At 62.6% G+C, this 23,208-nt stretch carries 26 protein-coding genes and 1 pseudogene; 17 read left to right on the forward strand and 10 right to left on the reverse strand.

Features of this window, described 5'->3' with window-relative positions:
• The first annotated feature begins 23 nt into the window (after positions 1 to 23).
• The 5 genes from BGRAMDRAFT_RS13830 (at position 24) to BGRAMDRAFT_RS13840 (ending at position 2,078) form a co-directional block, all read left to right on the forward strand.
• Entirely contained in the window at positions 24 to 569 is a 546-nt protein-coding gene (locus tag BGRAMDRAFT_RS13830) for a DUF4142 domain-containing protein (RefSeq protein WP_006049377.1), read from the forward strand.
• Between the two features lie 195 nt (positions 570 to 764).
• Positions 765 to 917, forward strand: coding sequence for a DUF6496 domain-containing protein (locus BGRAMDRAFT_RS34995; RefSeq protein WP_006049378.1), 153 nt, complete (start codon positions 765 to 767; stop codon positions 915 to 917).
• A gap of 67 nt (positions 918 to 984) precedes the next feature.
• The gene (locus tag BGRAMDRAFT_RS13835) at positions 985 to 1,413 is read left to right on the forward strand and encodes a GFA family protein (protein WP_006049379.1); all 429 of its coding nucleotides are present in this window, start codon (positions 985 to 987) and stop codon (positions 1,411 to 1,413) included.
• 79 nt (positions 1,414 to 1,492) lie between these two features.
• Complete coding sequence (locus BGRAMDRAFT_RS35850; RefSeq protein ID WP_006049380.1) at positions 1,493 to 1,618, forward strand: hypothetical protein; 126 nt, start codon at positions 1,493 to 1,495, stop codon at positions 1,616 to 1,618.
• A gap of 166 nt (positions 1,619 to 1,784) precedes the next feature.
• Positions 1,785 to 2,078, forward strand: coding sequence for a DUF6723 family protein (locus BGRAMDRAFT_RS13840; protein ID WP_029966222.1), 294 nt, complete (start codon positions 1,785 to 1,787; stop codon positions 2,076 to 2,078).
• A 69-nt stretch (positions 2,079 to 2,147) separates the two neighbouring features.
• On the opposite strand, the gene BGRAMDRAFT_RS13845 is transcribed toward BGRAMDRAFT_RS13840, so the two are convergent.
• The 3 genes from BGRAMDRAFT_RS13845 to BGRAMDRAFT_RS13855 form a co-directional block, all read right to left on the reverse strand.
• A complete protein-coding gene (locus BGRAMDRAFT_RS13845; RefSeq protein ID WP_006049382.1) occupies positions 2,148 to 2,723 on the reverse strand; it encodes a low affinity iron permease family protein in 576 nt (191 codons plus the stop codon).
• Between the two features lie 89 nt (positions 2,724 to 2,812).
• Positions 2,813 to 3,028: an FmdB family zinc ribbon protein gene (locus BGRAMDRAFT_RS13850; protein ID WP_006049383.1), complete on the reverse strand. Its 216-nt coding sequence runs from the start codon at positions 3,026 to 3,028 to the stop codon at positions 2,813 to 2,815.
• Positions 3,029 to 3,091: 63 nt separating this feature from the next.
• A complete protein-coding gene (locus BGRAMDRAFT_RS13855; protein WP_006049384.1) occupies positions 3,092 to 5,257 on the reverse strand; it encodes a response regulator in 2,166 nt (721 codons plus the stop codon).
• Positions 5,258 to 5,469: 212 nt separating this feature from the next.
• Here BGRAMDRAFT_RS13855 and BGRAMDRAFT_RS13860 point away from each other — a divergent pair, with 212 nt between their 5' ends.
• A complete protein-coding gene (locus BGRAMDRAFT_RS13860; RefSeq protein ID WP_006049385.1) occupies positions 5,470 to 5,697 on the forward strand; it encodes a DUF2795 domain-containing protein in 228 nt (75 codons plus the stop codon).
• Positions 5,698 to 5,786: 89 nt separating this feature from the next.
• On the opposite strand, the gene BGRAMDRAFT_RS13865 is transcribed toward BGRAMDRAFT_RS13860, so the two are convergent.
• Positions 5,787 to 6,200: a hypothetical protein gene (locus tag BGRAMDRAFT_RS13865; RefSeq protein WP_006049386.1), complete on the reverse strand. Its 414-nt coding sequence runs from the start codon at positions 6,198 to 6,200 to the stop codon at positions 5,787 to 5,789.
• 182 nt (positions 6,201 to 6,382) lie between these two features.
• On the opposite strand from BGRAMDRAFT_RS13865, the gene BGRAMDRAFT_RS13870 reads away from it, so the two are divergent.
• The 3 genes from BGRAMDRAFT_RS13870 (at position 6,383) to BGRAMDRAFT_RS13880 (ending at position 7,750) form a co-directional block, all read left to right on the forward strand.
• On the forward strand, positions 6,383 to 6,640 hold the full coding sequence (locus BGRAMDRAFT_RS13870; RefSeq protein WP_006049387.1) for a hypothetical protein: 258 nt from the start codon (positions 6,383 to 6,385) through the stop codon (positions 6,638 to 6,640).
• Between the two features lie 66 nt (positions 6,641 to 6,706).
• The gene (locus BGRAMDRAFT_RS13875) at positions 6,707 to 7,168 is read left to right on the forward strand and encodes a VOC family protein (RefSeq protein ID WP_006049388.1); all 462 of its coding nucleotides are present in this window, start codon (positions 6,707 to 6,709) and stop codon (positions 7,166 to 7,168) included.
• 54 nt (positions 7,169 to 7,222) lie between these two features.
• Positions 7,223 to 7,750: a GNAT family N-acetyltransferase gene (locus BGRAMDRAFT_RS13880; RefSeq protein ID WP_044021068.1), complete on the forward strand. Its 528-nt coding sequence runs from the start codon at positions 7,223 to 7,225 to the stop codon at positions 7,748 to 7,750.
• 150 nt (positions 7,751 to 7,900) lie between these two features.
• Here the strand turns inward: BGRAMDRAFT_RS13880 and BGRAMDRAFT_RS13885 are convergent, their stop codons facing one another.
• From BGRAMDRAFT_RS13885 to BGRAMDRAFT_RS13895, 3 genes are all read right to left on the reverse strand, one after another.
• On the reverse strand, positions 7,901 to 8,962 hold the full coding sequence (locus BGRAMDRAFT_RS13885) for an alkene reductase (protein ID WP_006049390.1): 1,062 nt from the start codon (positions 8,960 to 8,962) through the stop codon (positions 7,901 to 7,903).
• A 91-nt stretch (positions 8,963 to 9,053) separates the two neighbouring features.
• Positions 9,054 to 9,371: an ArsR/SmtB family transcription factor gene (locus tag BGRAMDRAFT_RS13890; RefSeq protein WP_006049391.1), complete on the reverse strand. Its 318-nt coding sequence runs from the start codon at positions 9,369 to 9,371 to the stop codon at positions 9,054 to 9,056.
• A gap of 160 nt (positions 9,372 to 9,531) precedes the next feature.
• Positions 9,532 to 10,587, reverse strand: a complete 1,056-nt coding sequence (locus BGRAMDRAFT_RS13895) for a LacI family DNA-binding transcriptional regulator (protein ID WP_006049392.1) — start codon at positions 10,585 to 10,587, stop codon at positions 9,532 to 9,534.
• Positions 10,588 to 10,785: 198 nt separating this feature from the next.
• Here BGRAMDRAFT_RS13895 and BGRAMDRAFT_RS13900 point away from each other — a divergent pair, with 198 nt between their 5' ends.
• The 5 genes and pseudogenes from BGRAMDRAFT_RS13900 to BGRAMDRAFT_RS13920 all read left to right on the forward strand — a co-directional run bounded on the left by BGRAMDRAFT_RS13900 (position 10,786) and on the right by BGRAMDRAFT_RS13920 (position 17,074).
• Entirely contained in the window at positions 10,786 to 11,811 is a 1,026-nt protein-coding gene (locus BGRAMDRAFT_RS13900) for a TRAP transporter substrate-binding protein (RefSeq protein WP_006049393.1), read from the forward strand.
• Between the two features lie 62 nt (positions 11,812 to 11,873).
• A pseudogene (locus tag BGRAMDRAFT_RS13905) lies at positions 11,874 to 13,759 on the forward strand (TRAP transporter large permease).
• A gap of 92 nt (positions 13,760 to 13,851) precedes the next feature.
• On the forward strand, positions 13,852 to 14,391 hold the full coding sequence (locus BGRAMDRAFT_RS13910; protein ID WP_006049396.1) for a VOC family protein: 540 nt from the start codon (positions 13,852 to 13,854) through the stop codon (positions 14,389 to 14,391).
• Positions 14,388 to 15,686 (forward strand): ribulose-bisphosphate carboxylase large subunit family protein, encoded by a 1,299-nt coding sequence (locus BGRAMDRAFT_RS13915; RefSeq protein WP_006049397.1) that lies wholly within the window; start codon positions 14,388 to 14,390, stop codon positions 15,684 to 15,686. The genes BGRAMDRAFT_RS13910 and BGRAMDRAFT_RS13915 overlap by 4 nt, the downstream gene beginning before the upstream one ends.
• Positions 15,683 to 17,074, forward strand: a complete 1,392-nt coding sequence (locus BGRAMDRAFT_RS13920) for a four-carbon acid sugar kinase family protein (RefSeq protein ID WP_006049398.1) — start codon at positions 15,683 to 15,685, stop codon at positions 17,072 to 17,074. Before BGRAMDRAFT_RS13915 ends, BGRAMDRAFT_RS13920 begins: the two co-directional genes overlap by 4 nt.
• Positions 17,075 to 17,124: 50 nt before the next feature.
• Here the strand turns inward: BGRAMDRAFT_RS13920 and BGRAMDRAFT_RS13925 are convergent, their stop codons facing one another.
• The 3 genes from BGRAMDRAFT_RS13925 to BGRAMDRAFT_RS13930 all read right to left on the reverse strand — a co-directional run bounded on the left by BGRAMDRAFT_RS13925 (position 17,125) and on the right by BGRAMDRAFT_RS13930 (position 18,798).
• Positions 17,125 to 17,694, reverse strand: a complete 570-nt coding sequence (locus BGRAMDRAFT_RS13925) for a YdeI/OmpD-associated family protein (protein ID WP_006049399.1) — start codon at positions 17,692 to 17,694, stop codon at positions 17,125 to 17,127.
• 58 nt (positions 17,695 to 17,752) lie between these two features.
• Positions 17,753 to 17,992 (reverse strand): hypothetical protein, encoded by a 240-nt coding sequence (locus tag BGRAMDRAFT_RS33680; RefSeq protein ID WP_006049400.1) that lies wholly within the window; start codon positions 17,990 to 17,992, stop codon positions 17,753 to 17,755.
• A gap of 95 nt (positions 17,993 to 18,087) precedes the next feature.
• The gene (locus BGRAMDRAFT_RS13930; protein ID WP_006049401.1) at positions 18,088 to 18,798 is read right to left on the reverse strand and encodes a FadR/GntR family transcriptional regulator; all 711 of its coding nucleotides are present in this window, start codon (positions 18,796 to 18,798) and stop codon (positions 18,088 to 18,090) included.
• A 312-nt stretch (positions 18,799 to 19,110) separates the two neighbouring features.
• On the opposite strand from BGRAMDRAFT_RS13930, the gene BGRAMDRAFT_RS13935 reads away from it, so the two are divergent.
• Genes BGRAMDRAFT_RS13935 through BGRAMDRAFT_RS13945 form a run of 3 tightly spaced genes read left to right on the forward strand, consistent with a single transcriptional unit; the run spans position 19,111 to position 23,141 of the window.
• Positions 19,111 to 20,250: a mannitol dehydrogenase family protein gene (locus BGRAMDRAFT_RS13935; RefSeq protein WP_006049402.1), complete on the forward strand. Its 1,140-nt coding sequence runs from the start codon at positions 19,111 to 19,113 to the stop codon at positions 20,248 to 20,250.
• Positions 20,251 to 20,276: 26 nt separating this feature from the next.
• On the forward strand, positions 20,277 to 21,560 hold the full coding sequence (locus BGRAMDRAFT_RS13940; RefSeq protein ID WP_006049403.1) for an MFS transporter: 1,284 nt from the start codon (positions 20,277 to 20,279) through the stop codon (positions 21,558 to 21,560).
• 33 nt (positions 21,561 to 21,593) lie between these two features.
• The gene (locus tag BGRAMDRAFT_RS13945; protein WP_006049404.1) at positions 21,594 to 23,141 is read left to right on the forward strand and encodes a UxaA family hydrolase; all 1,548 of its coding nucleotides are present in this window, start codon (positions 21,594 to 21,596) and stop codon (positions 23,139 to 23,141) included.
• Positions 23,142 to 23,208 lie beyond the last annotated feature (67 nt).

Here is a 23,208-nt window from a genome sequence, read left to right on the forward strand (position 1 = left end):
CGTTCGAACAAGTGAGGAAACGCATGAAGAAGATGACAGTAATTGCACTAGCGTGCGGTTGTTTCAGCCTGGTTCCGGTCGCTGCTAACGCGCAGACGGAAGCCGCTTCCACCACCGCCGCGAATCCGCTCTCGCAGGTGGACAAAGACTTCGTTCAGGCCGCCTCGATGTCTTCGTCGACGGAAATCGACGCTTCAAAACTCGCGACCAGCAACTCCAGCGACAAGGACGTGAAGTCGTTCGCGCATCACATGATGATCGACCACACAAAGTTGACGGTCCAACTGAAGATGGCCGCACCGCACGGCGTCGAAGTGCCGAAGGACAATTCCGACACGAGCGTGCTCGACGCGCTCAAGCCGCTCAAGGGCAAGGAATTCGATCAGGCTTATATCCAGAAGCTCGGTCTTGAAGGCCACAAGAAGACGATTGCGGCTTTCGAAAAGGAAATTGCCGACGGGCAGAACGCGAAGCTCAAGCAGGCCGCGCAAAAGGCGCTGCCGACCATCAAGGAGCACTACCAGCGCGCCCAGCAACTGGCGTCGAAGAAGGGCGTCTCGGAGCAGTAACGCCTGCTTTCCGCCGATGGAGCCGCGCGAAGCGGCAAGCCCGCGCTCCGTCGACGCCGGCCTCGCGCAGCACGCCATGTGGCACGTGGCGTGCTGCGTTTGAATGGTAGTTTGAGTCGTAGCTGTAATGGCAGCCGAGGCCGGCCAGCCGGCCCGCTGCGTTCCGATCAACGCGTCAACTGACGGGAGAAGATCATGCCGCTGAAAAGAGGAACATCCAAAGAAACCGTCTCGCACAACATCAAGACCGAAACGAAACATGGCAAGCCGCGTAAGCAGGCGGTCGCCATTGCGCTGAACCAGGCCCGTAAATCGGGCGCGAAGATTCCGAAGAAAAGCGACAAGTAACGCGCCGAATGGCGCGCGAATGGCGCTCGACACGACGACACCGCAACCTCGGACCGGAGGCGACAGCATGGGCACGCAAGACAGTGAACCCACACAAAGCGGACAAGCTGAACAGACAGGCGGATGCGCATGCGGAGCGGTGCGATTTCGCGTCACCGCTCAACCGCGGCGCGTATCGCTGTGTCACTGCATGACGTGCCGCCGCGTTCACGGCAGCGCATTCGGCGCCTATGCGATGTTCGCCCGCGACGCTGTCGAGTTCACCGGTCCCGTGCAGGCCTGGCAAAGTTCGGCGGAAGGACGCCGATACTTTTGCCCGACCTGCGGGTCGGTGGCCTTCATGGAATATCTGGGAAGCGATGAACTGGACGTGCCGCTCGGCGCGTTCGATAACGTCGGGCTTTACGAACCTACTTACGAACTGTGGTGCCGCCGCAAGGAACCGTGGCTGCCTAAGGGCGTGCGTACCGAGTATGAGGAGGAAAGCCCTGAATAGTCGCTGAATAGTCGCGTAAAGCATGCAGTGCGGAACGCCGGTGCCTCCGGCCACTACTTTCGCAAACCAAGGAGCAGAGATGAGCGATCCGAAGCAATCCAATACACAACCTGGTAATCCGAAGAATGCGGGCAAGCAGAGCGGCCAGCAACAGCAGAACCAGCAGAAGACGCCGCAGCATCAGGGCGGACAACGTCAGCCCTGATTCGCTGTAGCAGGCTTGCCGGCGTTCGCTTTTGACACGCCGGCAGCCCGTGTGACGACAGAGCGCGGCGCGCATTGGATGCGCGCCGTGTCCGCGTATGCGCCATCGCCATGTGATTTTTTACAAGGCCCCTAACCAGTCGACGATAGCAATTGCAGGGATTGAGATGGTGAGAAGGAAGCTGCACTTTCGCAATAGCTCGCTGCGGGACTTCGCATCGCCCGACGGTGCGCCCACCACCGCGAGCGATTACAGGATCTACCCGACGTATCGACGTACGGCGACCGGCACGTTCACCGGCGACCTGAAAGTCGTGAGGACGACGGATGACCGCGTGATTTTCCCTTACGACGGCGCGCCGATGATCGGTCCATTCGAGACCGCGCTGGAAGCGCGCGAGGCTGCCGCGCGCAAGGGCGCGGAACTGGTCGCGGCGGATTTGCTGAACCCGGAGCCGTGAATGCGTGAAGCGAAGCGGGGCGCGCGGCGTGCGAGGCCGCGCATGAGATTGCAGGCGTGAGGCGCGGGATCAGGCGCGTTCGCTTTCCTTGGCTTCGGTTTTTGCTTCGCTTTTCGCTTCGTTGTTCCCCTCGTTCCGAGCCTTCTCCGCCGCGGTTTTCTCCACACACGCATCGACGTCGACGCTCTCCCTGCCATGCGCGCCGACGCGGCTTGCCAGCCGCAGGTACGCGGCCGCGAGCCGCCGCAGATCGTCTTCGGAAGCGTCTTCGATACCGATCAACTGGTTGTTCGCCGCCCGATGCGACGCGAGCAATTCGTTAAGTTTGAGATGCATCGCGACGCTGTCCTTGTTCTGGCTTTGCTGGATCAGAAAGACCATCAGGAACGTGATGATCGTCGTGCCCGTGTTAATGACCAGTTGCCACGCGTCGGAAAAATGAAAGACCGGTCCCGTGACGGCCCAAACGACTATCGTGATGAGCGCGAGGCCGAATGCGATGGGCGAACCCGCGATCCGCGTGACTGAACTGGCGAACACGTCGAATGCGCGCGTGACCGGATTGCGCGATGCGTACGCGGGGCTCGAGGTCGGCGGAATAGTGTTGATGCTGTCCGAGCTGGAGCGCGCTTCTGCTGGTCTCATGTTATTTCTCCCGGAATGATTCTATCGAACGCGCAGCACAGTTCGTGCCGGGTTCGCGCAAGCAGCTTCCGGTAATACGAAAAAATGCTTCAGCAGCACGAGCATCCGCTGCGATGGCGCATGCCGTAACTGCCCGCGTCGTCGCTCGAATCGGCTGAGCCGCCGCCGAGCGACGGTGCGCCGATCACCACGCGCGCGGCAGCGTTTCCGCACTGCGGGCAGGGCGCGGGTTCATCGCGCTCGGCAATGCGGCGCGCCGTTTCGAAGTTGCCGCATTCGGCGCACTGGTAGTCATAAACTGGCATGGGTGTCGATCTGCGAGACAAAAAAATTTAAGTGCCGATCGCCGCGCGGGGCGACTGCGTCGGTTAGTCGACGCCGGCTTGCGATTGCTCCAGTTTAGCGCGCACGCGCGCGGCGAGTACTTCGGGAGAGAAGGGCTTTCTGATCACTTCCATATCGGACGGTGTATCGCCCGGTGCATAGCCTGTGACGAGTATCACGGGCATCCGCGAATAACGCTGCCTCACCGACTCGGCGACCTGGCGGCCGTTCAGCGCGCCGGGCAGGGCGACGTCGCTGATCAGCAGATCGAAACGCGCGCCCGCATGCAGCAGCCGCAGCGCCGCGGCTCCGCTGTCGGCCTCGAGTACGCGATAGCCCTGTTCCCTCAATTGCTCGGCGGTAACTTCGCGGACGATCTCTTCGTCCTCGACGAGCATGATGGTTTTGCCGGGGCCAGTGCTGTGCTCTTCGACATCCTCGCGTTGCACCGAGGCCGGCATGTACAGGCGCACCGTTGTCCCTTTGCCGACGGCAGTTTGCATCTGCACGATTCCGCCGGACTGTCTGACGAAGCCGTATATCTGGCTCAGGCCGAGACCGACGCCCTGGCCCGAAGGCTTCGTCGTGAAGAACGGCTCGAACGCGTGCTCCATGATCTTTTGCGACATGCCGGTGCCCGTGTCGGATACCGCGATGCAGCAGTAGCGTCCGGGCAGCGCGTCCTCGAAGTCGGCCACCTCGGCTTCGTTCAGGATCACTTCGCTCGTGCTGATGGTGAGCCAGCCGCCGTCCGGCATCGCGTCGCGCGCATTCACGCACAGATTCCCGAGCGCGCTTTCCATCTGGTTCGGATCGCATTGCACGAGCCACACGCCGTCGCCGAGTTTCAGCTCGACGTTGATGCTCGCGCCGACCACGCGGCGAATCATGTCCTCCATGTCGTGCGCGATCGCGTCGAGGCTGACGAGCCGCGGCTCGAGCGTTTGCTGGCGAGCGAACGCGAGCAGACGGTGCGTGAGAGTCGCGGCGCGCACCGCGCCTTTTTCCGCGCGCTCGACGAGCGTGACGACGTCGCTTGGGCGGCCTTGTTGCATGCGCACGCGAATCAGGCCGAGACAACTCATGATTGCTTGCAGCATGTTGTTGAAGTCGTGCGCGATGCCGCCTGTGAGCTGGCCGATCGCCTTCAGCTTTTCGCTGTGACGCAGACGTTCTTCCGCACGCGAACGTTCGCGCGCTTCCACATGCAGCGTGTCGAGTGCCTGCTGCAATTCGGCCGTGCGCTCGTACACGCGTCTTTCGAGTTCCTCGCCGCTGCGTTCCAGCGCTTCGCGTATGCGAGCCTGGTCCTCGATATCCGTCGATGTGCCGAGCCACGTCACCGTGCGTCCTTCGGGGCGCACCGGCCTCGCGTGCGTCTGAAACCAGCGGTACGCGCCGTCCGCGCGACGGATGCGATGCGCGACCGCATATTCGCCCTGCGCCTCGCTCGAAGTCCATGCCGCCATGGTGGCGTCGCGGTCCTCGGGATGAATCGCATCGAGCCATCCGAGACCGCGGCTGTTCTTCTCCGGCAGTCCGCTGTATTCGGTCCATTGCGGACTGTCCCAGGTGCGCTCGCCCGTGCTCGTGCAGGTGAACACCAGTTGCGGAATCTGCGTCGCCAGCATGCGGTAACGCTCTTCGCTTTCGCGCAGAGAGGTCGCGTGCTTGCGCGTTTCGGCGGCGATGCGAAGCCGTTCGACCGCAGCGGCGAGCAGGTTCGCGTAGGAGCGCAGGAACTCGGTGTCCACGTCGCTAAAGTCGCGCGGCTTGCGGCTGTCCACCTGCAGCACGCCATACGCGGGCCGGTCTTTTCCGCCAAGAATCACGACATTGATCAGCGCCTTCACGCCCGCATCGACGATGAACTGCGAGTAGCGGAAGCGCTTTTCATTGGCGATGTCGGGCGAGATCGCGGGCTTGCCGGTTTGCAGCGCATAGCCTTCGGACGAACCGCGCTCGGCGCGCGCCCTGGCCTCGCCGACGACGCCCGGCGGCCAGCCGACTCCCGCGCGCACGACGAGCGTGACGCGGTCCTTCTGTAGTTCCATCACCTTCGCCATGTCGGTTTGCAGCGCTTCGGCCACGAGCCGGCAGGCCTCGGTGAGGATCTCGTCGAGATCGTCGGAACGCAACGCAAGCTCGCCGAATCGCGCCAGAATCGCTTGCTGGTTGACAAGAATGGCTTCGCGGTCCGCAGTGCTCACGGCAAGATCCTTTGCTTGCTTGCTTGCTTGAGAAGAAGAAACCGGGCCGCCCGTACCGCGGCGGCCCTATAGATGGCAGCAGCCAGATTCATTCCTGACACGGCGAAAGAGTGCGTTTGCATGCGACGCTGCCACGCGACGTGTGAACGCGCGCGAGGAACGCGCGATGCTGCATCGTCTGCCACCCGATGACGAACCTCAAGGAGATGCATATGGCGTCCAATAGCAATTCGACCAGTTCCAACGGCGGTCCGATTCGCAAATTCATCGATGTCCAGAAGGCGCTGAAAGGCGCCTCGTATCCCGCCGACAAGGCGAGTCTGCTGGACACCGCAAAAGGCAACGGCGCCGACGACGAAGTGCTCGACGCGCTCGAACGTTTGCCGGAACAGGAGTACGGCAGTCCGGCGGAAGTCTCGAAGGGCGTGGGCAACGAGTGACCTCGCGCGGCCGCGGCGTGCAAGGCCGCGGCCGCTGTCAAATCTGCAAGCGACGGAACGAACTACAAGCAGCAACGGTTCGCGTTGCGTCATGTTTGTGAAAGCTCCGCAAGCATCACCGACAGCGTGCCCGCCTCGTTCTGCACGCCCGCATCGAGATTGATCGCGCCGGGCGTCTCGGTTTCGATTGCACGCAACAGACGCGGCGTGAACGACGCGCCGAAGCGCGCGATCATTGCATCGCGTGCGCTGTCTTTGGCTTCGATGAGTTCGCGCAATTCGTCGAGCGGCAAGCCGACGAACAGGTTCAGCGGATAAGGCGGCGCGTCGGCATCGCCTGAGTCCTGATTAGCCGCGCGAATGCGCAGGCCCGGCTGCAGATGCGCCGCGAATTCAGCCGTCACTTCGTAGTCAGGCGCAAAGTTGAGCGACGTCTTTGCCTCGCTCTCGAGAAAAGGCGCAACGCCTTCGAGGCGCGCAAGTTCTTCGTCGCTGAGCAGCATGATCGGTTCTCCTTTTAGTGGCATCGCCAGATTTGCGGGCGAGACTAGCTTCCCAGCAAGCCGCTTGCCGCGGTCGCGTGCGACCTGTCGCGCATACGCGCGGGCATGAGCGATGCTGCGCGTGGCTGACATCGACTAACCCAAGCCGTGCCTTGCGCGACGGCGAACCGAACGGTGCTACCATGCATTCGAATCTGAAAGGCGCGTTGCTGGCCGTATCGATTGCCGCGTTGGCAATGGGCGCGTCCGGCTGCAAGAAGGTGGACGACGCGAACAAGGACACCACGAGTTCCGCCAGCAGCGGTGTGATGAGCAATTCGGCGGGCGCGAATGGAACGAGCGGTGAGAGCGACGCCGCGAAACGCGCGAGCGATACGGCGGCGGCCGGTGCTTCGGGCCAATCGGGCAGCGCGGCGTCCGCGGCCTCCGGGAGTCAATAACGCGTCGTCGTGTCAGTTAAATTGCAGGAGCGCCGCGCTCGGGCTCCGGTTTGCAAGGGACTTGTCATGAGTGAATCGACGCATCGGCCGTCATTGGGCGCGGCCGTCTATTACCAGGACCCGTTCGCCGCGCTCGAATGGCTCGAGCGGGCTTTCGGCTTCAAGCGGCAAATGGTGATTACCGACGACGCCGGGCAACTCGCTCATTCGGAAATGCGTTTCGGCGATAGCTACGTGATGATCAGCCGCGAATGGTCGGAAGACTCCGTGAGTCCTGTATCGGTCGGCGGGAAGAATACGCAATCGGTGCACGTGCAACTAAGCGAAGGCATCGACGAACATTGCGCCCGCGCGCGGGCCGAGGGCGCTGTCATCACGCGCGAGCCGGCGGATCAGTTTTATGGCGACCGTGTTTATGCGGCGCGCGATCCGGAAGGACATATCTGGAGTTTCGGGCAGACCGTGCGCGCCGTTTCGCGCGAAGAAGCGGAGCGCGTGAGCGGCTTGAAAATCGAAGGCTGGATATAGCGGGATATGCGTAACGAGCCTGAGATTAACCGCGCCGGTTTTGTTCCGATTCACATGCAACAACCGGCCGGCGTCAGTTTCCGTTTTGCAAAAGCGGACGATGCAGAAACCATTCGCGCGATCGAATTCGAAGCGGGCGCGCGCTTCGCGAGCGTCGGCATGACCGGCATCGCGGATGCGCCGCCGATGAGCCTCTCTGTTGTCGAGCGCAAGATTGCGGCGCAGGAGATTATCGTCGCGGTGGATAGCGATGGAACGCGCGCCGGATTCCTGATGTTCGAGCCGCAACCGGCGCGCATCTACATTCAGGAACTGGATGTATTGACCTCGCATGCGGGGCGGCGCATCGGCGCGGCGTTGATCGAAGAAATCGCGCAACTGGCGCGTTCGCGCGGGCTCATGCAGCTTGTTTTGTCGACGTATCGCGACGTGCCGTGGAATGCGCCGTATTACCGGCGACTCGGCTTCCGCGATATCGAAGAAGCCGAGCTTGATGACGCGCTGATTGCGCGGCGCGATGCGCACATTGCGCGAGGGCTTGATGAATCGAAGCGCGTTTTCATGCGACGCGATCTCGGTTGATGCGGTTTTTGACGTGCACGCTTTGCGCGACGCAGAGCAAAAAAAACGGCGGGCGTCGCCGGAGTTTTGCACATGCTCCGATGACACCCGCCGCTTTTCACTACATGTTTGCAGCAGCGAATCTTCTTGCTTTACTGCTTATTCCACTGCTTATTCCACAGTCTCCAGCGCCGGATAATCCACATAACCCGTCTCGCCACGAGCGTAATACGTAGCCGGGTCCGGCTTGTTCAACGGCGCGTTCGTCGCAAAGCGGCGCACGAGGTCGGGATTCGCGATGAACAACTGGCCCCAGGCCACCGCGTCGGCTTCGCCTGCGTCGAGTACTTGCTGCGCGGTTTCCTTCGTGAACTTTTCGTTCGCGATGTACGGGCCGCCGAATTCCTTCTTCAACTGCGGGCCAAGGCGATCTTCGCCCAACGCTTCGCGTGCGGCGATGAACGCGATCTTGCGCTTGCCGAGTTCGCGGGCCACATAGCCGAAGGTTGCCGCGGCATTCGAATCGCCCATGTCGTGCGAGTCGCGGCGCGGCGCGAGATGCACGCCCACGCGCTGTGCGCCCCACACGTCGATGCAGGCGTCGGTGACTTCGAGCAGCAGACGCGCGCGATTTTCGATCGGGCCGCCGTAGGCGTCGGTACGCTGATTGGTGCTGTCCTGCAGGAACTGGTCGAGCAGATAGCCGTTCGCGCCGTGCACTTCAACGCCGTCGAAGCCCGCTGCTTTCGCGTTTTCCGCGCCTTTGCGGAAGGCCTGAACGATGCCCGCGATTTCATCGAGTTCGAGTGCGCGCGGCGTCACATACGGACGCTCGGGGCGCACGAGGCTCACGTGGCCTTTCGCGGCAATCGCGCTCGGCGCAACCGGCAACTCGCCGTTCAGGAACAGCGGATCGGAAATGCGGCCCACGTGCCACAGTTGCAGGAAGATCTTGCCGCCGGCAGCGTGCACGGCCTGCGTGACGAGCTTCCAGCCTTCTACCTGTTCCTGCGACCAGATGCCCGGCGTGTCGGCATAACCCACGCCCTGCGGCGTGACGGAAGTGGCTTCGCTGATGATGAGCCCTGCCGTTGCGCGCTCGGCGTAGTACTTCGCCATTAGCGCGTTCGGCACGCGGATTTCCTCCGCGCGCTGACGCGTGAGCGGCGCCATGATGATGCGGTTCGACAGCGTGAGGTCGCCAATTTGCAGCGGATCGAAAAGAGTCGGCATAAATATTCACCTTTGGCGGAGGCGCGGACGCCTTGCCGAAAAGAGTTGCGTGACAACAAGAAAGTGACGGAAAGCGGCGATGCCGGACGACTCAGAGCTTTGAGTTCATATGCTCGAGAAACGCCTGAATAACGGCCTCGTTGCGTTTGAAGAACACCCATTGCCCCACACGTTTCGACGTGACCAGTCCCGCGCGCTGTAACGCGGCGAGATGGGCCGACACGGTGGACTGCGAGAGCCCGCAGCGCGCGTCGATCTTGCCTGCGCATACGCCGTGGTCGAGCGGGAGTTCCTGGTCGGCGAAGTGCGCATGCGGCTCGCGCAGCCAGCCAAGAATCTCGCGACGCACCGGATTGGCGAGCGCCTTGTGTATCGCGTCGATGTCCGGCGCGATGGGGGTTCGTTTCATTCGTCAACTACCGTCATGCGGTTTCAATGAGCAGGCGCGCGGCGCGTTGATGCGTCGCGTTGCCTTACGTCTGCATCGCTACTGGACGAAGTATATATCGGATTTTGACGATATGCGTTGAGGCACTACTGGGGGTGGGGGAATGGATGAGGGCCGCCTATCAGGGCAGATTCTCGCGCAGCACGATGCTGAACTGCACGGGCTTCACGTCGCTCATTGCATCGCGCTTGTCGCGCACGTTGCGGAAAATACGCAAACAGTTTCCTACCATGGCCTGCGGAGTCTGCGTGATCAATGCGTCCATGGTCCCGTCGATTAGCAAGGCTCGCGTGTCCGGCGTCAGCCCATGCCCGACGAAAAGAATCTTCTGTTCCGAGCGCGCTTCGACGATTGCGCGCGCCACGCCATCCGATCCGCCGCCACTGTTGTAAATGCCGGCGAGGTCCGGATGCTGCTCGAGCAGCCTGCGCGTCTGCATATAGTTGCGCTCGCTATCGTCCTGTCCTTCGCGGAGTCCGATGACGCGCACTTGCGGAAAGGTGGATTCGATCAGATGAAGAAAGCCGATCTCGCGTTCTTCATGTCCGCGATAGTTGAGGCTGCCCGCTAGCATTGCGATCTTTCCGCTCGGCCGAGGACCCATGAAACGACCGAGCAACAGTGCCGCGGTGCGTCCCGCCGAACGATTGTCGATGCCCACGTAAGCGAGACGCCGCGCATTCGACAGATCCGAAATGAGCGTGATCGCGGGCACGCCTTGGTCGGCCAGCGCATTGACTGCATCGCGCACCACAGGATGCTCGAGCGCCATGAATACAACGCCATCCGCGCGTTGTCCGTAATGCAGCAGACGGTCGGCCAGTTCTTTAGGGTTGAAACTTTCGACGTAGTGCACGCGGCACTTCATGTCGAGCGCATTCCATTGATCGTGCGCGAAGTCGATATAGTCGCCCAGCATATGCAGATAGCGATTCGTGCCGGCGGGCAGCAGAAACGCGATGCGCATGGGTCTGGAAGCGGCCGCAGCAGGCGCTTCCTGTGTGAGCAGATAGCCGAGTTGCGCGGCCGCCTCCAGCACACGCCGTGCGGTGACGGCGCGCACGCCTTCGCGCCTGTTGAGCACACGGTCCACCGTGGCAGTGGAGACGCCCGCAGCGCGCGCGATGTCCGGAATGCGGGCACGTGCGGCGGTGATGAGGTTAACCGGCTCGGCCATAACCGTCCTTCGCAGATTGGAAGTCCATCAAAAACCATCAGGTTCGCGGTTTGACAGCGATTGCCGCGCACGCCTAGTCTTGCAGCTATCACACGACAACTCAACGCAGCCGATCGGAAGTCGGCGCGTTGCCAGCAGGTGATGATGTTTTTTGATGGATTCGTCAGTCACATCAATTATAAGCAAGGAGACACTCAAATGACCAACCTCGCGAGACGCGCATTGCTGCGTGCCGCAGCCGCCGCGCCGATGGCCGGCGCGCTCGGCTTTCCGGCGATTGTGCGTGCTGCATCCGGCCCGGAGTTCGTGTTCAAGTACGGCAATAACCTGCCGCTGACTCATCCATTGAACGTTCGGGCCCAGGAGGCGGCCAATCAGATCCGCGAGGCGTCGAAGGGGCGCATGGAGATCCGTATATTCCCGAACAACCAGCTCGGCGGCGATACGGACATGCTCGCGCAGGTGCGCAGCGGCGGCATTGAAATGTTCACGCCCTCCGCACTCGTCGTATCGACGCTCGCGCCGTCGGTTGCGATCAACGCCGTTGGCTTTGCGTTCAACGACTACAACCAGGTGTGGGCCGCGATGGACGGCAAGCTCGGCGCTTATGTGCGCGCGGCGATGCAGAAGGCCGGACTGGAGTCGTTTGAAAAGATGTGGGACAACGGCTTTCGTCAGACGACCACCAGCAACGGACCGATCACGAGCGCGCAGACCATGCGCGGACTGAAGATTCGTGTGCCGGTGAGCCCGCTCAGCATCGACATGTTCAAGGGGCTCGGCGCCGCACCGACCAGTTTGCAATTCAGCGAAGTGTATTCGTCGTTGCAAACACATATTGTCGATGCGCAGGAAAATCCGCTGCCTATCGTGCAGGTCGCAAAGCTCTACGAAGTGCAGAAGTACTGCTCACTGACGAATCACATGTGGGACGGCTACTGGTTCGTACTGAATCCGCGCGCATGGCAGCGTCTGCCGAAAGACCTTCAAGGCATTGCGAGCGACGCGTTCAATCAGTGCGCGCTGAAGCAGCGCGACGATGTGCGCAAGCTCAACGACGCGGCGGTCGCCGATCTGCAAAGCAAGGGCCTTGCGATCAACCGGCCCGCGCCTGATTCGTTTCGCGCGGCGCTGCGTCAAGCGGGTTTCTACGCGCAATGGAAAGGCAAGTTCGGCAATGAGGCGTGGGACCTGCTCGAGCAATCGGTCGGCAAACTGGCCTGATGCAACACCGCGCGGGCAAGCATCGGACGACGCGCGGCGCACGGCCGCGAGGAGATGGCAGTATGTCGAATCACGTATTGAACGCGGCGCAGGCCGCTGTGCCATTGCCGACGGTGAGCACGCCGCGCCGCTGGCTGAAGGCGCTCGACCGCGGCCTCATTTCGGTCGTCGAAGTGTGCGCGGCGCTGCTACTTGCTGTGGAAATCGTGGTAATGCTGGCGGGCGTGGTATCGCGCTACGCGTTGCATCAACCTCTGGTGTGGTCGGATGAACTGGCCGGCATCCTGTTCCTTTGGCTCGCGATGCTAGGCGCTGTTCTCGCATTGCGACGCGGCGAACACATGCGTATGACCGCGCTCGTCAGCCGGTTATCGGCGGAGCGTCGCGCATTTGTCGACACGCTTGCCGTTGCGGCGTCGGTCGCATTGCTGGCGCTGCTCGTTGCGCCCGCCTATAACTACGCATCCGGCGAAGCGGCCATCGTCACGCCTGCTTTGCAGATCAGCAATGCGTGGCGTGCGTTTGCATTGCCGATGGCGCCGCGCTGATGCTGGTCGTCGGCGTGATGCGGCTCGCACAGACTTGCCGCATGCGCGACGTCCTTATCGCTTTGGTGATCGCGGCGCTTTTCGGCGCAGCGGCGATGTGGGCAGGACCGTGGTTCCAGACGCTCGGCAAGGCGAATCTGGTCATCTTCTTTGTGGGCGTGGTTGCAATCGGCATCTTCTCCGGCGTGCCAATCGGCTTTTCGTTCGCACTCGCCACGTTCGGCTATCTCGGCCTGTCGACCTACACTCCGCTGGAAGTAGTCGTGGGGCGCATGGACGAAGGCATGTCGCATCTCGTGCTGCTGGCCGTGCCGCTCTTCGTCTTTCTCGGGTTGCTGATCGAAATGACAGGCATGGCGCGCGCGATGATCCAGTTCCTCGCGAGCCTTGTCGGTCATGTGCGCGGCGGGCTGTCGTTTGTGCTGATCGGTGCGATGTATCTCGTGTCCGGCATCTCCGGTTCCAAAGTGGCCGATATGGCGGCCATCGCGCCCGTATTGTTTCCCGAGATGAAAAAGCGCGGCGCGTCCGAAGGCGACCTCGTCGCCTTGCTGGCCACCACCGGCGCGCAAAGCGAAACCATTCCGCCGAGCATCGTGCTGATTACGATTGGCTCCGTCACCGGGCTTTCCATTTCCGCGCTCTTTACTGCGGGGATGTTGCCGGGCGCCGTGCTCGCGCTCGTTCTGTGCGTCGTCGTGTGGTGGCGCTATCGGAAGGAGGATTTGAGCGGCACGCAGCGCTTCAGCAAGCGGCAGATAGGCCGGCTCTTTATTGTGTCGCTGCCCGCGCTGGCGTTGCCGTTCGTGATCCGGGCCGCGGTGGTCGAGGGCATCGCGACCGCTACGGAAGTGTCGACCATCGGCATCGCCTACTCGATGCTGATCGGCCTCCTTATCTATCGCCGTTTCGAGTGGCGACGGCTGCCCCGCATGCTTGTCGATGCAGCCACTTTGTCGGGTGCGATTCTGTTCATTATCGGCTGCGCCACGGCAATGGCATGGGCCCTCACGCAATCGGGTTTCTCGCAGGACCTGGCGCAATGGATGGGTGCAATGCCGGGCGGCGCATACGGTTTTCTGGCCGTGTCGATCGTCGTGTTCGTGATGCTCGGCAGCGTGCTTGAAGGCATTCCGGCGATCGTGCTGTTCGGACCGTTGCTGTTTCCAATCGCGCGGCTTGCGGGCGTGCATGAAGTTCACTACGCGATCGTGGTGATTCTCTCGATGGGTGTGGGTCTCTTTTCGCCGCCGTTCGGCGTCGGCTACTACTCCGCGTGTGCGATCAGCAAGGTCAGTCCCGATGCGGGCATCCGTCCTATCGTCGGCTATATGGGGGCGTTGATCGTAGGGCTGATTGTCGTTGCCGCGATACCCTGGATTTCAACCGGCTTTCTCTAACTGCTGTCTTTCCGTTTGACCTTCGGGCGCTGCATTTTTGCCGCGCCAGGGAGTCGCTCGTCTATCAATATCTGCCGCGTGGGGAGATTTTCATGAGTCGTTTCTTTGGCGAGATTCGTCAAGCGGGGTACGTGGTGCGCGATATCGAAGCCGCGATGGATTACTGGAGCCGCGTGCTCGGTGTGGGACCGTGGTTTTACAACGAACGTGTGCCGATTGAAAACTACACTTATCGCGGGCAACCATACGAAGTCCATAACTCCGTTGCGCTGGCGAACTCGGGACCGCTTCAGGTCGAACTGATTCAGACACGAAACGACGCGCCCTCCATGTACCGCGATTTTCTCATCGCCGGCAATACAGGGCTTCAGCACAACGCTTACTGGACCACTTCGTTCGACGCCGACCTCGCGCGTTTGCAGCAGCAAGGCTTCAAGGTTGCGATGAGCGGCGAAGTCGGCCGCAATGGCCGCTTTGTTTACTTCGACACGGAGAATCATCCGGGAACGGTGATTGAGCTCTCGGAGATTGCGGGTCCAAAGGGCAAGCTCTTCGACATGATCTACGCAGCCTCACGCGATTGGGACGGCCGCGAGCCGGTGCGCCGCTTTCCTGATCTGAACGCGCTATGACCGACGCACAGCAGCCGCATGGCGGCGATCGCGATTCGCTCGAAGCCGATTATCTGATCGAGACGCCGCTCGATCCCGCGCGCGTCGCCGAGATCATGGCGGGCGAGCAGTCGAGTGGCACGTTCGTACGCGTGGCCAACGAAACCGACGCACTGCGCGCGCGAAGCCGCGCGAGCGTGCTGCGCATCGACGAGCTGGAACCCGCGGCGCAGCCGAGTCTTCATAGCTCATGGCTTGCCCGACAGGGCGCGCGAGGGCCGTTGCGGCGCGCGCGCGTTACGCTGTCTTTTCCGCTTGCCAATATTGGCGCCAACTTGCCGACTCTTGCCGCGACCGTCGCAGGCAATTTGTACGACCTCGGCGAAGTCACTGGCATGCGCCTATTGTCGCTGCGTTTGCCGGCGTCTTATCGTGCGCACTTTGAAACTCCGCGTCATGGCGTGCAGGGTACGCGTGCGCTGACGCAGGTAACCGGCGGGCCGCTGATCGGCACCATCATCAAACCGAACGTGGGTCTGAGTGCGGAGGAAACCGCTGCACTGGTGCGCGATCTGTGCGAAGCAGGCGTCGATTTTATCAAGGATGACGAAGTAAGCGCGAACCCCGCGCATGCACCGCTTGCCGAACGCGTGCGCGCCGTCATGTCGGAAGTGCGCCGCTATCGCGAACGCAGCGGCCGCCCGGTCATGGTCGCCTTCAATATCACCGACGACCTCGACGCGATGCGTCGTCACGCGGAACTGGTGGAGCGCGAGGGCGGCACGTGTGTGATGGCAAGCATCAACTGGTGCGGCTTTTCCGCTATTCAGACGCTGCGTCGCGCCACGCCGTTGGTGCTGCACGCGCATCGCAACGGCTACGGCATGATGTCGCGCGATCCGTCGCTCGGCATATCGTTTCAGGCTTATCAGACGCTGTGGCGTCTGGCCGGCGTCGATCATATGCATGTACACGGCCTCGCGGGCAAATTCGCGCAAAGCGACGACGAAGTCATCGAGTCCGCACGCGACTGCGCGACGCCGCTCGCCGCAGGCTGCGACGACACGGTATTGCCGGCGTTTTCTTCGGGACAGTGGGCAGGCACTGCGCAAGCGACGTTCGATGCAGTGCGATCCACCGACCTGTTGTTCATGTCGGGCGGCGGCATCCTCGCGCATCCCGATGGCCCCGCAGCCGGTGTGATGAGTGTGCGGCAGGCATGGGCCGCGGTAGAGGCGCGCACGCCCGTGCCGGTCTACGCGGAGCGCATGCCGGAACTGCGGCGCGCGCTCGAGTTTTTCGGCGGCCGCAAGTGAGTTCACACGACGACCACAGCCGTAGCGGCGAGGCCGGCGGCGACCCGCAATACGCGTTTTACGGCGACGATTTCACCGGCGCGACCGATACGCTCGCGCATCTCGCACGCGCCGGCTTGCGCACGATGCTGCTGTTAGCGCCACCGGACCCAGCGCGTCTGCGAAAGCTCGGCCCGCTCGATGCGATTGGCGTGGCGGGAGCCGCGCGTACGATGTCGCCGGATGAGCAGCGGGTCGAACTCACAAATGTCGGTGAGGCGTTTGCCGAACTCGGCGTGCGCGTGATGCACTACAAGGTGTGCTCGACTTTCGATAGCGCGCCGCGAACGGGCAGCATTGGCGTGGCGATCCGCACGTTGCGCGACTATTGCGCGAATCCGCTGGTTGCAGTGATTGGCGGACAGCCCAATCTGCGGCGCTATTGCGTGTTTGGTGAGCTGTTTGCAGCGGCGGGTGCTGACGATGACAAGTCGTCCATCTATCGGATCGATCGTCACCCGACCATGAGCCGGCATCCCGTTACGCCGATGAACGAGGCGGACCTGCGCGTGCATCTGCAGCGGCAGGGCGTGGATAACGTGCAGTTCATCGACTGGCGCTGCTACGCGGCAGGCGACACCGCGCTTCGGAGCGAACTGCAAGGCCGGCTCGCTTTGCGGCCCGATGCCGTGCTGTTCGACGTGCTCGACGATTCGCATCTTCACGCGATTGGGCGCTTGCTGATGCATCAGGCGAGAAGTGCCGCGCCGCTGCTTGCGGTAGGCGCGAGCAGCGTGGCGCAGGCATATGCGTCCGCGCTCGGCCAATCGGCCGCCAGTGAAGCAGTGCCGCGGCGCGAGCGGCTGGCTCGTGCACGCGGTCCGGTATTCGTGCTGGCCGGCAGTCTGTCGCCGTTGACCGAGGTGCAGATCCGCGCCGCGCATTCCTATCGCCACATTGAACTGGACCCGCTCCAGATGACGGGCGAATCGGCACACGGCTATCTAATGGCGCAAGTGGCGGCAATCGCCGATGCGTTGCGCAATGGAAGCAATGTGTTGGCCTTCACGGCGCGGCGCCGGTCGAACGCGTACGAAACGCCCGGCGCGCTGCCACAACTCGCGCACGCGTGTGCGTCATTGCTGCGCCAGGTGCTGGGCGCAGTGAAATTGCAGCGTGTCGGGATTGCTGGAGGAGACACCTCGAGCATCGCTGTGCGGACCTTGGGCGCATGGGGCCTGTCGTACCTTGCTCCGCTGCCGGCCGGCGTGACCGTGTGCCGCGTGCATGCCGACAGTGCCGAACTGGACGGCGTCGAGCTAATGCTCAAGGGTGGCCAGATGGGCGACGCAGACGTGTTTCAGCAAATGCTCGAAGGGTATGGCGACGACGAACGCAGCAACGTTTAACTGCGTTGATCGTTGATTGGCAGGTGTCCGCCGCGTCCCGATCTTCGCGACTACGGATGAATGGTTTCGCCGCGATTCAGCATGCCGATGAATTCCTCGATCTTTCGCATTCGTGTTGCAGGTTTTTTGGCGTTCTGTATCCGAAACAGGATGGCGTAGCGGTTTCGTCCATTCAGCGTCGCAAAGAAGGCGCTGGCCTTGGGATTCGCAGCGAGTGCGGCCTGCAGGTCGTCCGGTACGACTGAGTTGCTGGCCGACGTATACGCAGCTTCCCAGCGGCCATCCTCTTTGGCTTTCTCGACTTCCCGCATGCCTGAAGGAAGCATTCTGCCTGCGGCGATCAGCGCTTCGGCCCGCTCTTTGTTGAGCTTCGACCAGATACTTTTTGCCGATCGTCGAGTGAAGCGTTGCAGCCAGTACTCTTCACTTTCAGCCTGTTTTTGACCGTCGATCCAGCCATGACAAAGCGCGCTCTCCAGCGCCTCTTCGTAAGTCAAGGTTGGCTGCCCGGCTCCCTTTTTGGCAAGGCGCAGCCATATTCCGGTCGACGTGTCGCCGTTTTGCGTCAACCAGTTTTCCCATTCATTCTGGTCAAGGCATGTCAGACGAGGCTCAGTCATGGTGGGTCCGAATGGTTGCATTCAGGCCGAGGGCGCTTTCGTTCACCGAAGGCTTGCATTACCTGCGTTCAGTATCGTCCCCGGTATCGCGTTGTGACCGGCTCTCGCTTTTACGCCCGTCTGGCCCGACATCATTACGCGACGGATGAACATCGCCATCGCCTCGCTTGCCATTGTCGGGCGAGCCGCCGGTCGCCGGCGCGCCGCGCTGATTGCCGAATGAGCCGCCGCCTGAAGCCCCGGTAGATTTCGAAGGGTTGCCCCGATCATCGTCGTCGTTCGATGGTGTGTTCGTCATCGTGTGCTCCTATGGGTTGCATTAGTGCGTTCATCGCGAGCAAGCCATGCGCCAGCACTACCGATACGCTCAACCCAGCACCCCCGTTTCCCACGCTAACTATTGCGCTGCCCACCCGCAATCACCCGCTCCAACGACAGCTTCAAATGCCGCAACATCGCCGCTTGCGCCTGGATCGCATCGCGCGCTTCAAGCGCTTCGAGAATCGCGCGATGTTCATCGGGCACCGCGCGCCACGTCGTTTCGTTTTCGAAGTGGCCGCGCAGCTTTTCCGACAGCGGACTATGCCGCGCGTCGAATAGCGAACTGACGGTGCGCACGAGCACTTCGTTGCCGGACATCTGCGCGATGGCGAGATGGAAGGCGCGGTCGGCCGTCACGGGGATTCTGCCGGCCTCCACTTCGTGCTCCATCTCCTTGTAGATCGCCCGCAGCGCTTTGAGGTCCTTCGGCTTGCACAGCGGCGCGACGCTGGCGACGATCGCGCCTTCGATCACGCAGCGCGCCCCCATGATGTCGAGCAGGCTGTCGCCGAGTTCGGCCTGCGAAAGCGCCGCGCCTTTTTTCGCGGGCGGCGCAGCGCACAGATAGACGCCGGAGCCCATGCGAATTTCGACGAGCCCTTCGAGTTCCAGCGCGACGAGCGCTTCGCGCACCGACGGCCGCGACACGCCGAGCGTCTCGGCCAGCGCGCGTTCGGGCGGCAAGCGGCCATTCGGCGCGAAGTCCGGCTGGGCGATCAGGTCGCGCAGCTTTTCCGCGATCTGGAGATAGAGACGGCGAGTGTCGGCAGCTCTGGTGGTCACAAAACGTTTCCTGGCGGTGGAGCTTCATCAAGCCCGGTAAGGCGAACGCCGATTGTAGAGCGAAGCGCCAGCGGCGCAAATCGCGGCTCGGGACGAAGCTCGGGGTTTTCCCAGGGAGCCGGCAAATTGGCTTGACCAGTGAGCCAGTTTACCGTTATTTTTCGCAAAGTGGTAAGGCCGGAAGCGACGCAGCCTACGGGCGTCGCTGCGCCGCGCTCCTTGCCGAACGAAATTCCACACTGACTAAAAACCCAAACCGGACGTGCGCGGCATCAACGTGCTGCTCGCGTGCCGAGCCTGGAGTAACCAACAATGGCCAACCCGATTCTTCAATTCGGCACAAGCCGATTTTTGCAGGCGCATGCGGATCTGTTCGTGTCCGAAGCGCTCGACGCAGGGCGCGCGCTCGGCCATGTGACCGTCGTGCAGACCACGGCGAATCCGGAAAGCCTCGCGCGTATCGACGCATTGCGCGCGCAGGGCGAGTACGACGTGCGTATCCGCGGCGTGCGCCGCGAAGCAGTGATCGATACGACGACGCGTTGCCGTGCGATCAGCGAAGCATTGAACGCCAACACGGATTGGCCGACGGTGGTGGAGCGCTTCGCGCGCGATGCGCGCGTCGTGATCTCGAACACCGGCGACCGCGGCTACGAGTGTTTCGCCGACGATACCGCCGAGCTGCTGCGCCGCGACACCAGCGTGCCGCGCGGCTTCGCGGCGAAGCTCGTGGTGCTGCTGCACGCGCGCTTCAACGCAGGCGCCGCGCCGCTCACGCTGCTGCCTTGCGAACTCGTATCGCGCAACGGCGAGACGCTGCGTGCGCTCGTCGCCGACATCGCGCGTAGCTGGAATGCCGAGCCCGAATTCATCCGCTATATCGAAGAGACTTGCGTGTGGGTGAACTCGCTGGTGGACCGCATCGTGTCGGAGCCGATCCGGCCGGTCGGCGCCTATGCCGAGCCGTACGCGCTGTGGGCGATCGAGCGCCAGGACGGCATGGTGCTGCCGTGCGAGCACGAAGCGATGATCGTCACCGACGATCTGCCGCACTACGAGCGTCTGAAGCTGTTGCTGCTCAATCTCGGCCACACATGGCTCGCGGAACGCTGGAAAGTCGACGCGCGCGATCCGCAGGAAAACACGTTGCATGCGATGCGCGATCCGGCGCTGCGTGCGGACCTCGAATCGCTATGGCGTGACGAGGTGCTGCCCGTTTTCGACGCGCTCGGCCAGGGCGACGACGCACGCGCGTATCTCGACGACGTGCGCGAGCGCTTCCAAAATCCGTTCCTCGATCATCGTCTCGCGGACATCGCCCGCAATCACGAGCAGAAGAAGCAACGGCGCTTTCAACCGGTGATCGATCTGGCGCATGAACTGCGTTTGCAGTTGAAGCAGCCGCGTCTTCGCGCGGCGCTCGCAACGTCGCCCGATCATCTGAACACCTGACTATCAGCCCAGGAGGAGACAGTTTCATGAAAAAAATGCGTTGGGTTGTGATCTTTCTATGCTTTCTCGCGATCGCCGTTAACTACATCGACCGTGCGAATCTCGCGGTCGCCGCGCCGCAAATCGAAAAGGCGCTGGGCATCGGCCCCGCCGAAATGGGCTTCATTCTGAGCGGCTTTTTCTGGACCTACGCGTTGATGCAGATGCCGTTCGGCTGGTTCGTCGATCGCGTCGGCGCGCGCATTGCGTTGCCGCTCGCAGTCGGCTGGTGGTCGTTGTTTACCGCCGCGACCGCGGTGACCACCAGCGTCGCGGGCATGTTCGGCTGCCGGCTGCTGCTCGGCGTGGGCGAGGCGGGTGCGTATCCGTCGTGCGCGAAGCTCGTCAGCCAATGGTTTCATCCGCGTGAGCGCGCGATCGCGACGAGCATCTTCGACAGCGGTTCGCGCGTCGGCTCGGCGCTGTCGATTCCTGTCGTCGCGCTCATCATCAGCGCGCTCGGCTGGAAAGCGGCCTTCGTGCTAACCGGCCTGCTCGGCGCGGTGTGGATCGCGGGCTGGTTCGTGATTTATCGCAATCCGTCGCAAGACGATCTGGACGGCGCGCACGACGCGACGCGCGCGGCGCAAACGAGCGGCCAGCAAAAGGTCACGTGGGCGTCGCTGTTTCGCCACCGCACGCTGTGGGGCATGATGCTGGGCTTCTTCTGCCTGAACTTCGTGATCTATTTCTTCATCACGTGGTTTCCGAGCTATCTCGTGCAGACGCGCGGCTTTTCGCTGAAATCGCTCGGCACGCTCGGCATGATTCCGGCGTTGATCGCGATTCCCGGCGGCTGGCTCGGCGGCTATGTGTCCGACGCGCTGTTCCGGCGCGGCTGGAGCCTGACCGCGGCGCGCAAGACGTGCATGGTCGGCGGCATGCTGTTGTCGTCGGTGATCACGCTGTCGGCGTTCACGGAGAACGTGTATCTGATGCTCGCGTTCTTCGGCATCGCGTACGGCAGCCTCGCGTTCGCCGCGGCGAGCATCTGGTCGCTGCCAGGCGACGTTGCGCCGACGCCGGGCCATGTCGCGTCGATCGGCGGCATTCAGAACTTCGCGTCGAACCTGGCGGGCATCGTCATCACCACGTTCACCGGCGCGATGGTCGCGCTCACCAAGGGTTCGTTCACGATTCCGCTCGTGGTGGCAGGCGGCTTCTGTTTTCTCGGTGCGTTCAGCTATCTCGTCATCGTGGGCCGCATCGAGCCGTTGTCGATCGAACCGGCTCGCGACGACGAGCGCGAGCGCGTGAGCTCCACTGTCTGACCCATCCGATTCATTCTGCTTTCGAGGCTTCTCATGTCGACTCAAGCCAGCGTTGCGTCCGCGATCATCCGTCTGCATCCGGGCGACGACGTCATCATCGCGACTCGCCAGCTACTGCCGGGCACGCGCATCGACGCGGAGCAACTGGTGGTCACCGGTTTGATACCGCCCGGCCACAAGATCGCGACGCGCGACATCGCGAAAGGCGAGCCGGTCAAGCGCTATAACCAGATCATCGGCGTCGCGCGCGAAGCGATTGCGCGCGGCCAGCACGTTCATGTGCAGAACCTCGGCATGTCCGAGTTCGCGCGCGAGCATGTGTTCGGCGTCGATGCGCAGCCGACCGCTTATGTGAAGGAACCCGCGCACTTCATGGGCATCCGTCGCGGCGACGGGCGCATTGCGACGCGCAATTACATCGGCATCCTGACGAGTGTGAATTGCTCGGCGACGGTCGCGCGCGCGATCGCCGATCACTTCCGCCGCGACGTGCATCCCGATGCACTCGCCGATTATCCGAACGTCGACGGCGTGATCGCGCTGACGCACGGCCTCGGCTGCGGCATCGACACGCAGGGCGAAGGCATCCGCATTCTGCGCCGCACGCTCGCGGGCTATGCGGTGCATCCGAACTTCGCGTCGGTGCTGTTCGTCGGGCTCGGCTGCGAAACGAACCAGATCGACGGCGTGCTCGAGGCCGGCGGTCTCGGCAGCAGCGACCTCAAGCTGCGCAGCTTTACGATCCAGGACAGCGGCGGCACGCGCAAGACGATCGAGCGCGGCATCGCGATGGTGCAGGAAATGCTCGCCGACGCGAACCGCATCCAGCGTGTGCCCGTGCCGGCTTCGCATCTCAGCATCGGCTTGCAGTGCGGCGGCTCTGACGGTTACTCGGGCATCTCCGCGAATCCCGCGCTTGGCGCCGCGGTCGATCGCGTCGTGCGGCATGGCGGCACCGCGATTCTCTCCGAGACGCCGGAGATTTATGGCGCCGAGCATCTGCTCACGCGCCGCGCGGTGAGCCCCGCCGTGGGCGAGAAACTGCTCGCGCGAATCGCATGGTGGCAGGACTACTGCGCGCGCAACGGCGGCGCGCTCGACAACAATCCGTCGGCCGGCAACAAGGCGGGCGGCCTCACGACGATCCTCGAAAAATCGCTCGGCGCGGTCGCGAAGGGCGGCACGACGAATCTCGTCGACGTCTACGAATACGCGCAGCCGGTCGCCGCAAAAGGTCTCGTGTTCATGGATTCGCCGGGCTACGATCCGGTCTCCGCGACGGGCCAGGTTGCGTCCGGTGCGAACGTGATCTGCTTTACGACGGGGCGCGGCTCCGCGTATGGCTGCGCGCCGTCGCCGTCGCTGAAGTTTGCGACGAACAACACGCTGTGGGAGCGTCAGGCGGACGACATCGACCTCAACTGCGGCGGCGTGATCGACGGCAGCGCGAGCATCGACGAACTGGGTGAAGCGATCTTCCAGATGATGCTCGATTGCGCGTCCGGCACGCGCACGAAAAGCGAATTGCATGGCTACGGGCAAAGCGAATTCGTGCCGTGGCAAGTCGGCGTGGTGACGTGACACGAACCCGCACGTCACGCAAACTGAAACCCGATTGAAACGCGATAGCCGCATGAATCGCTGATAG

This window comes from Paraburkholderia graminis C4D1M (assembly GCF_000172415.1).
In the GTDB taxonomy this organism is placed as follows: domain Bacteria; phylum Pseudomonadota; class Gammaproteobacteria; order Burkholderiales; family Burkholderiaceae; genus Paraburkholderia; species Paraburkholderia graminis.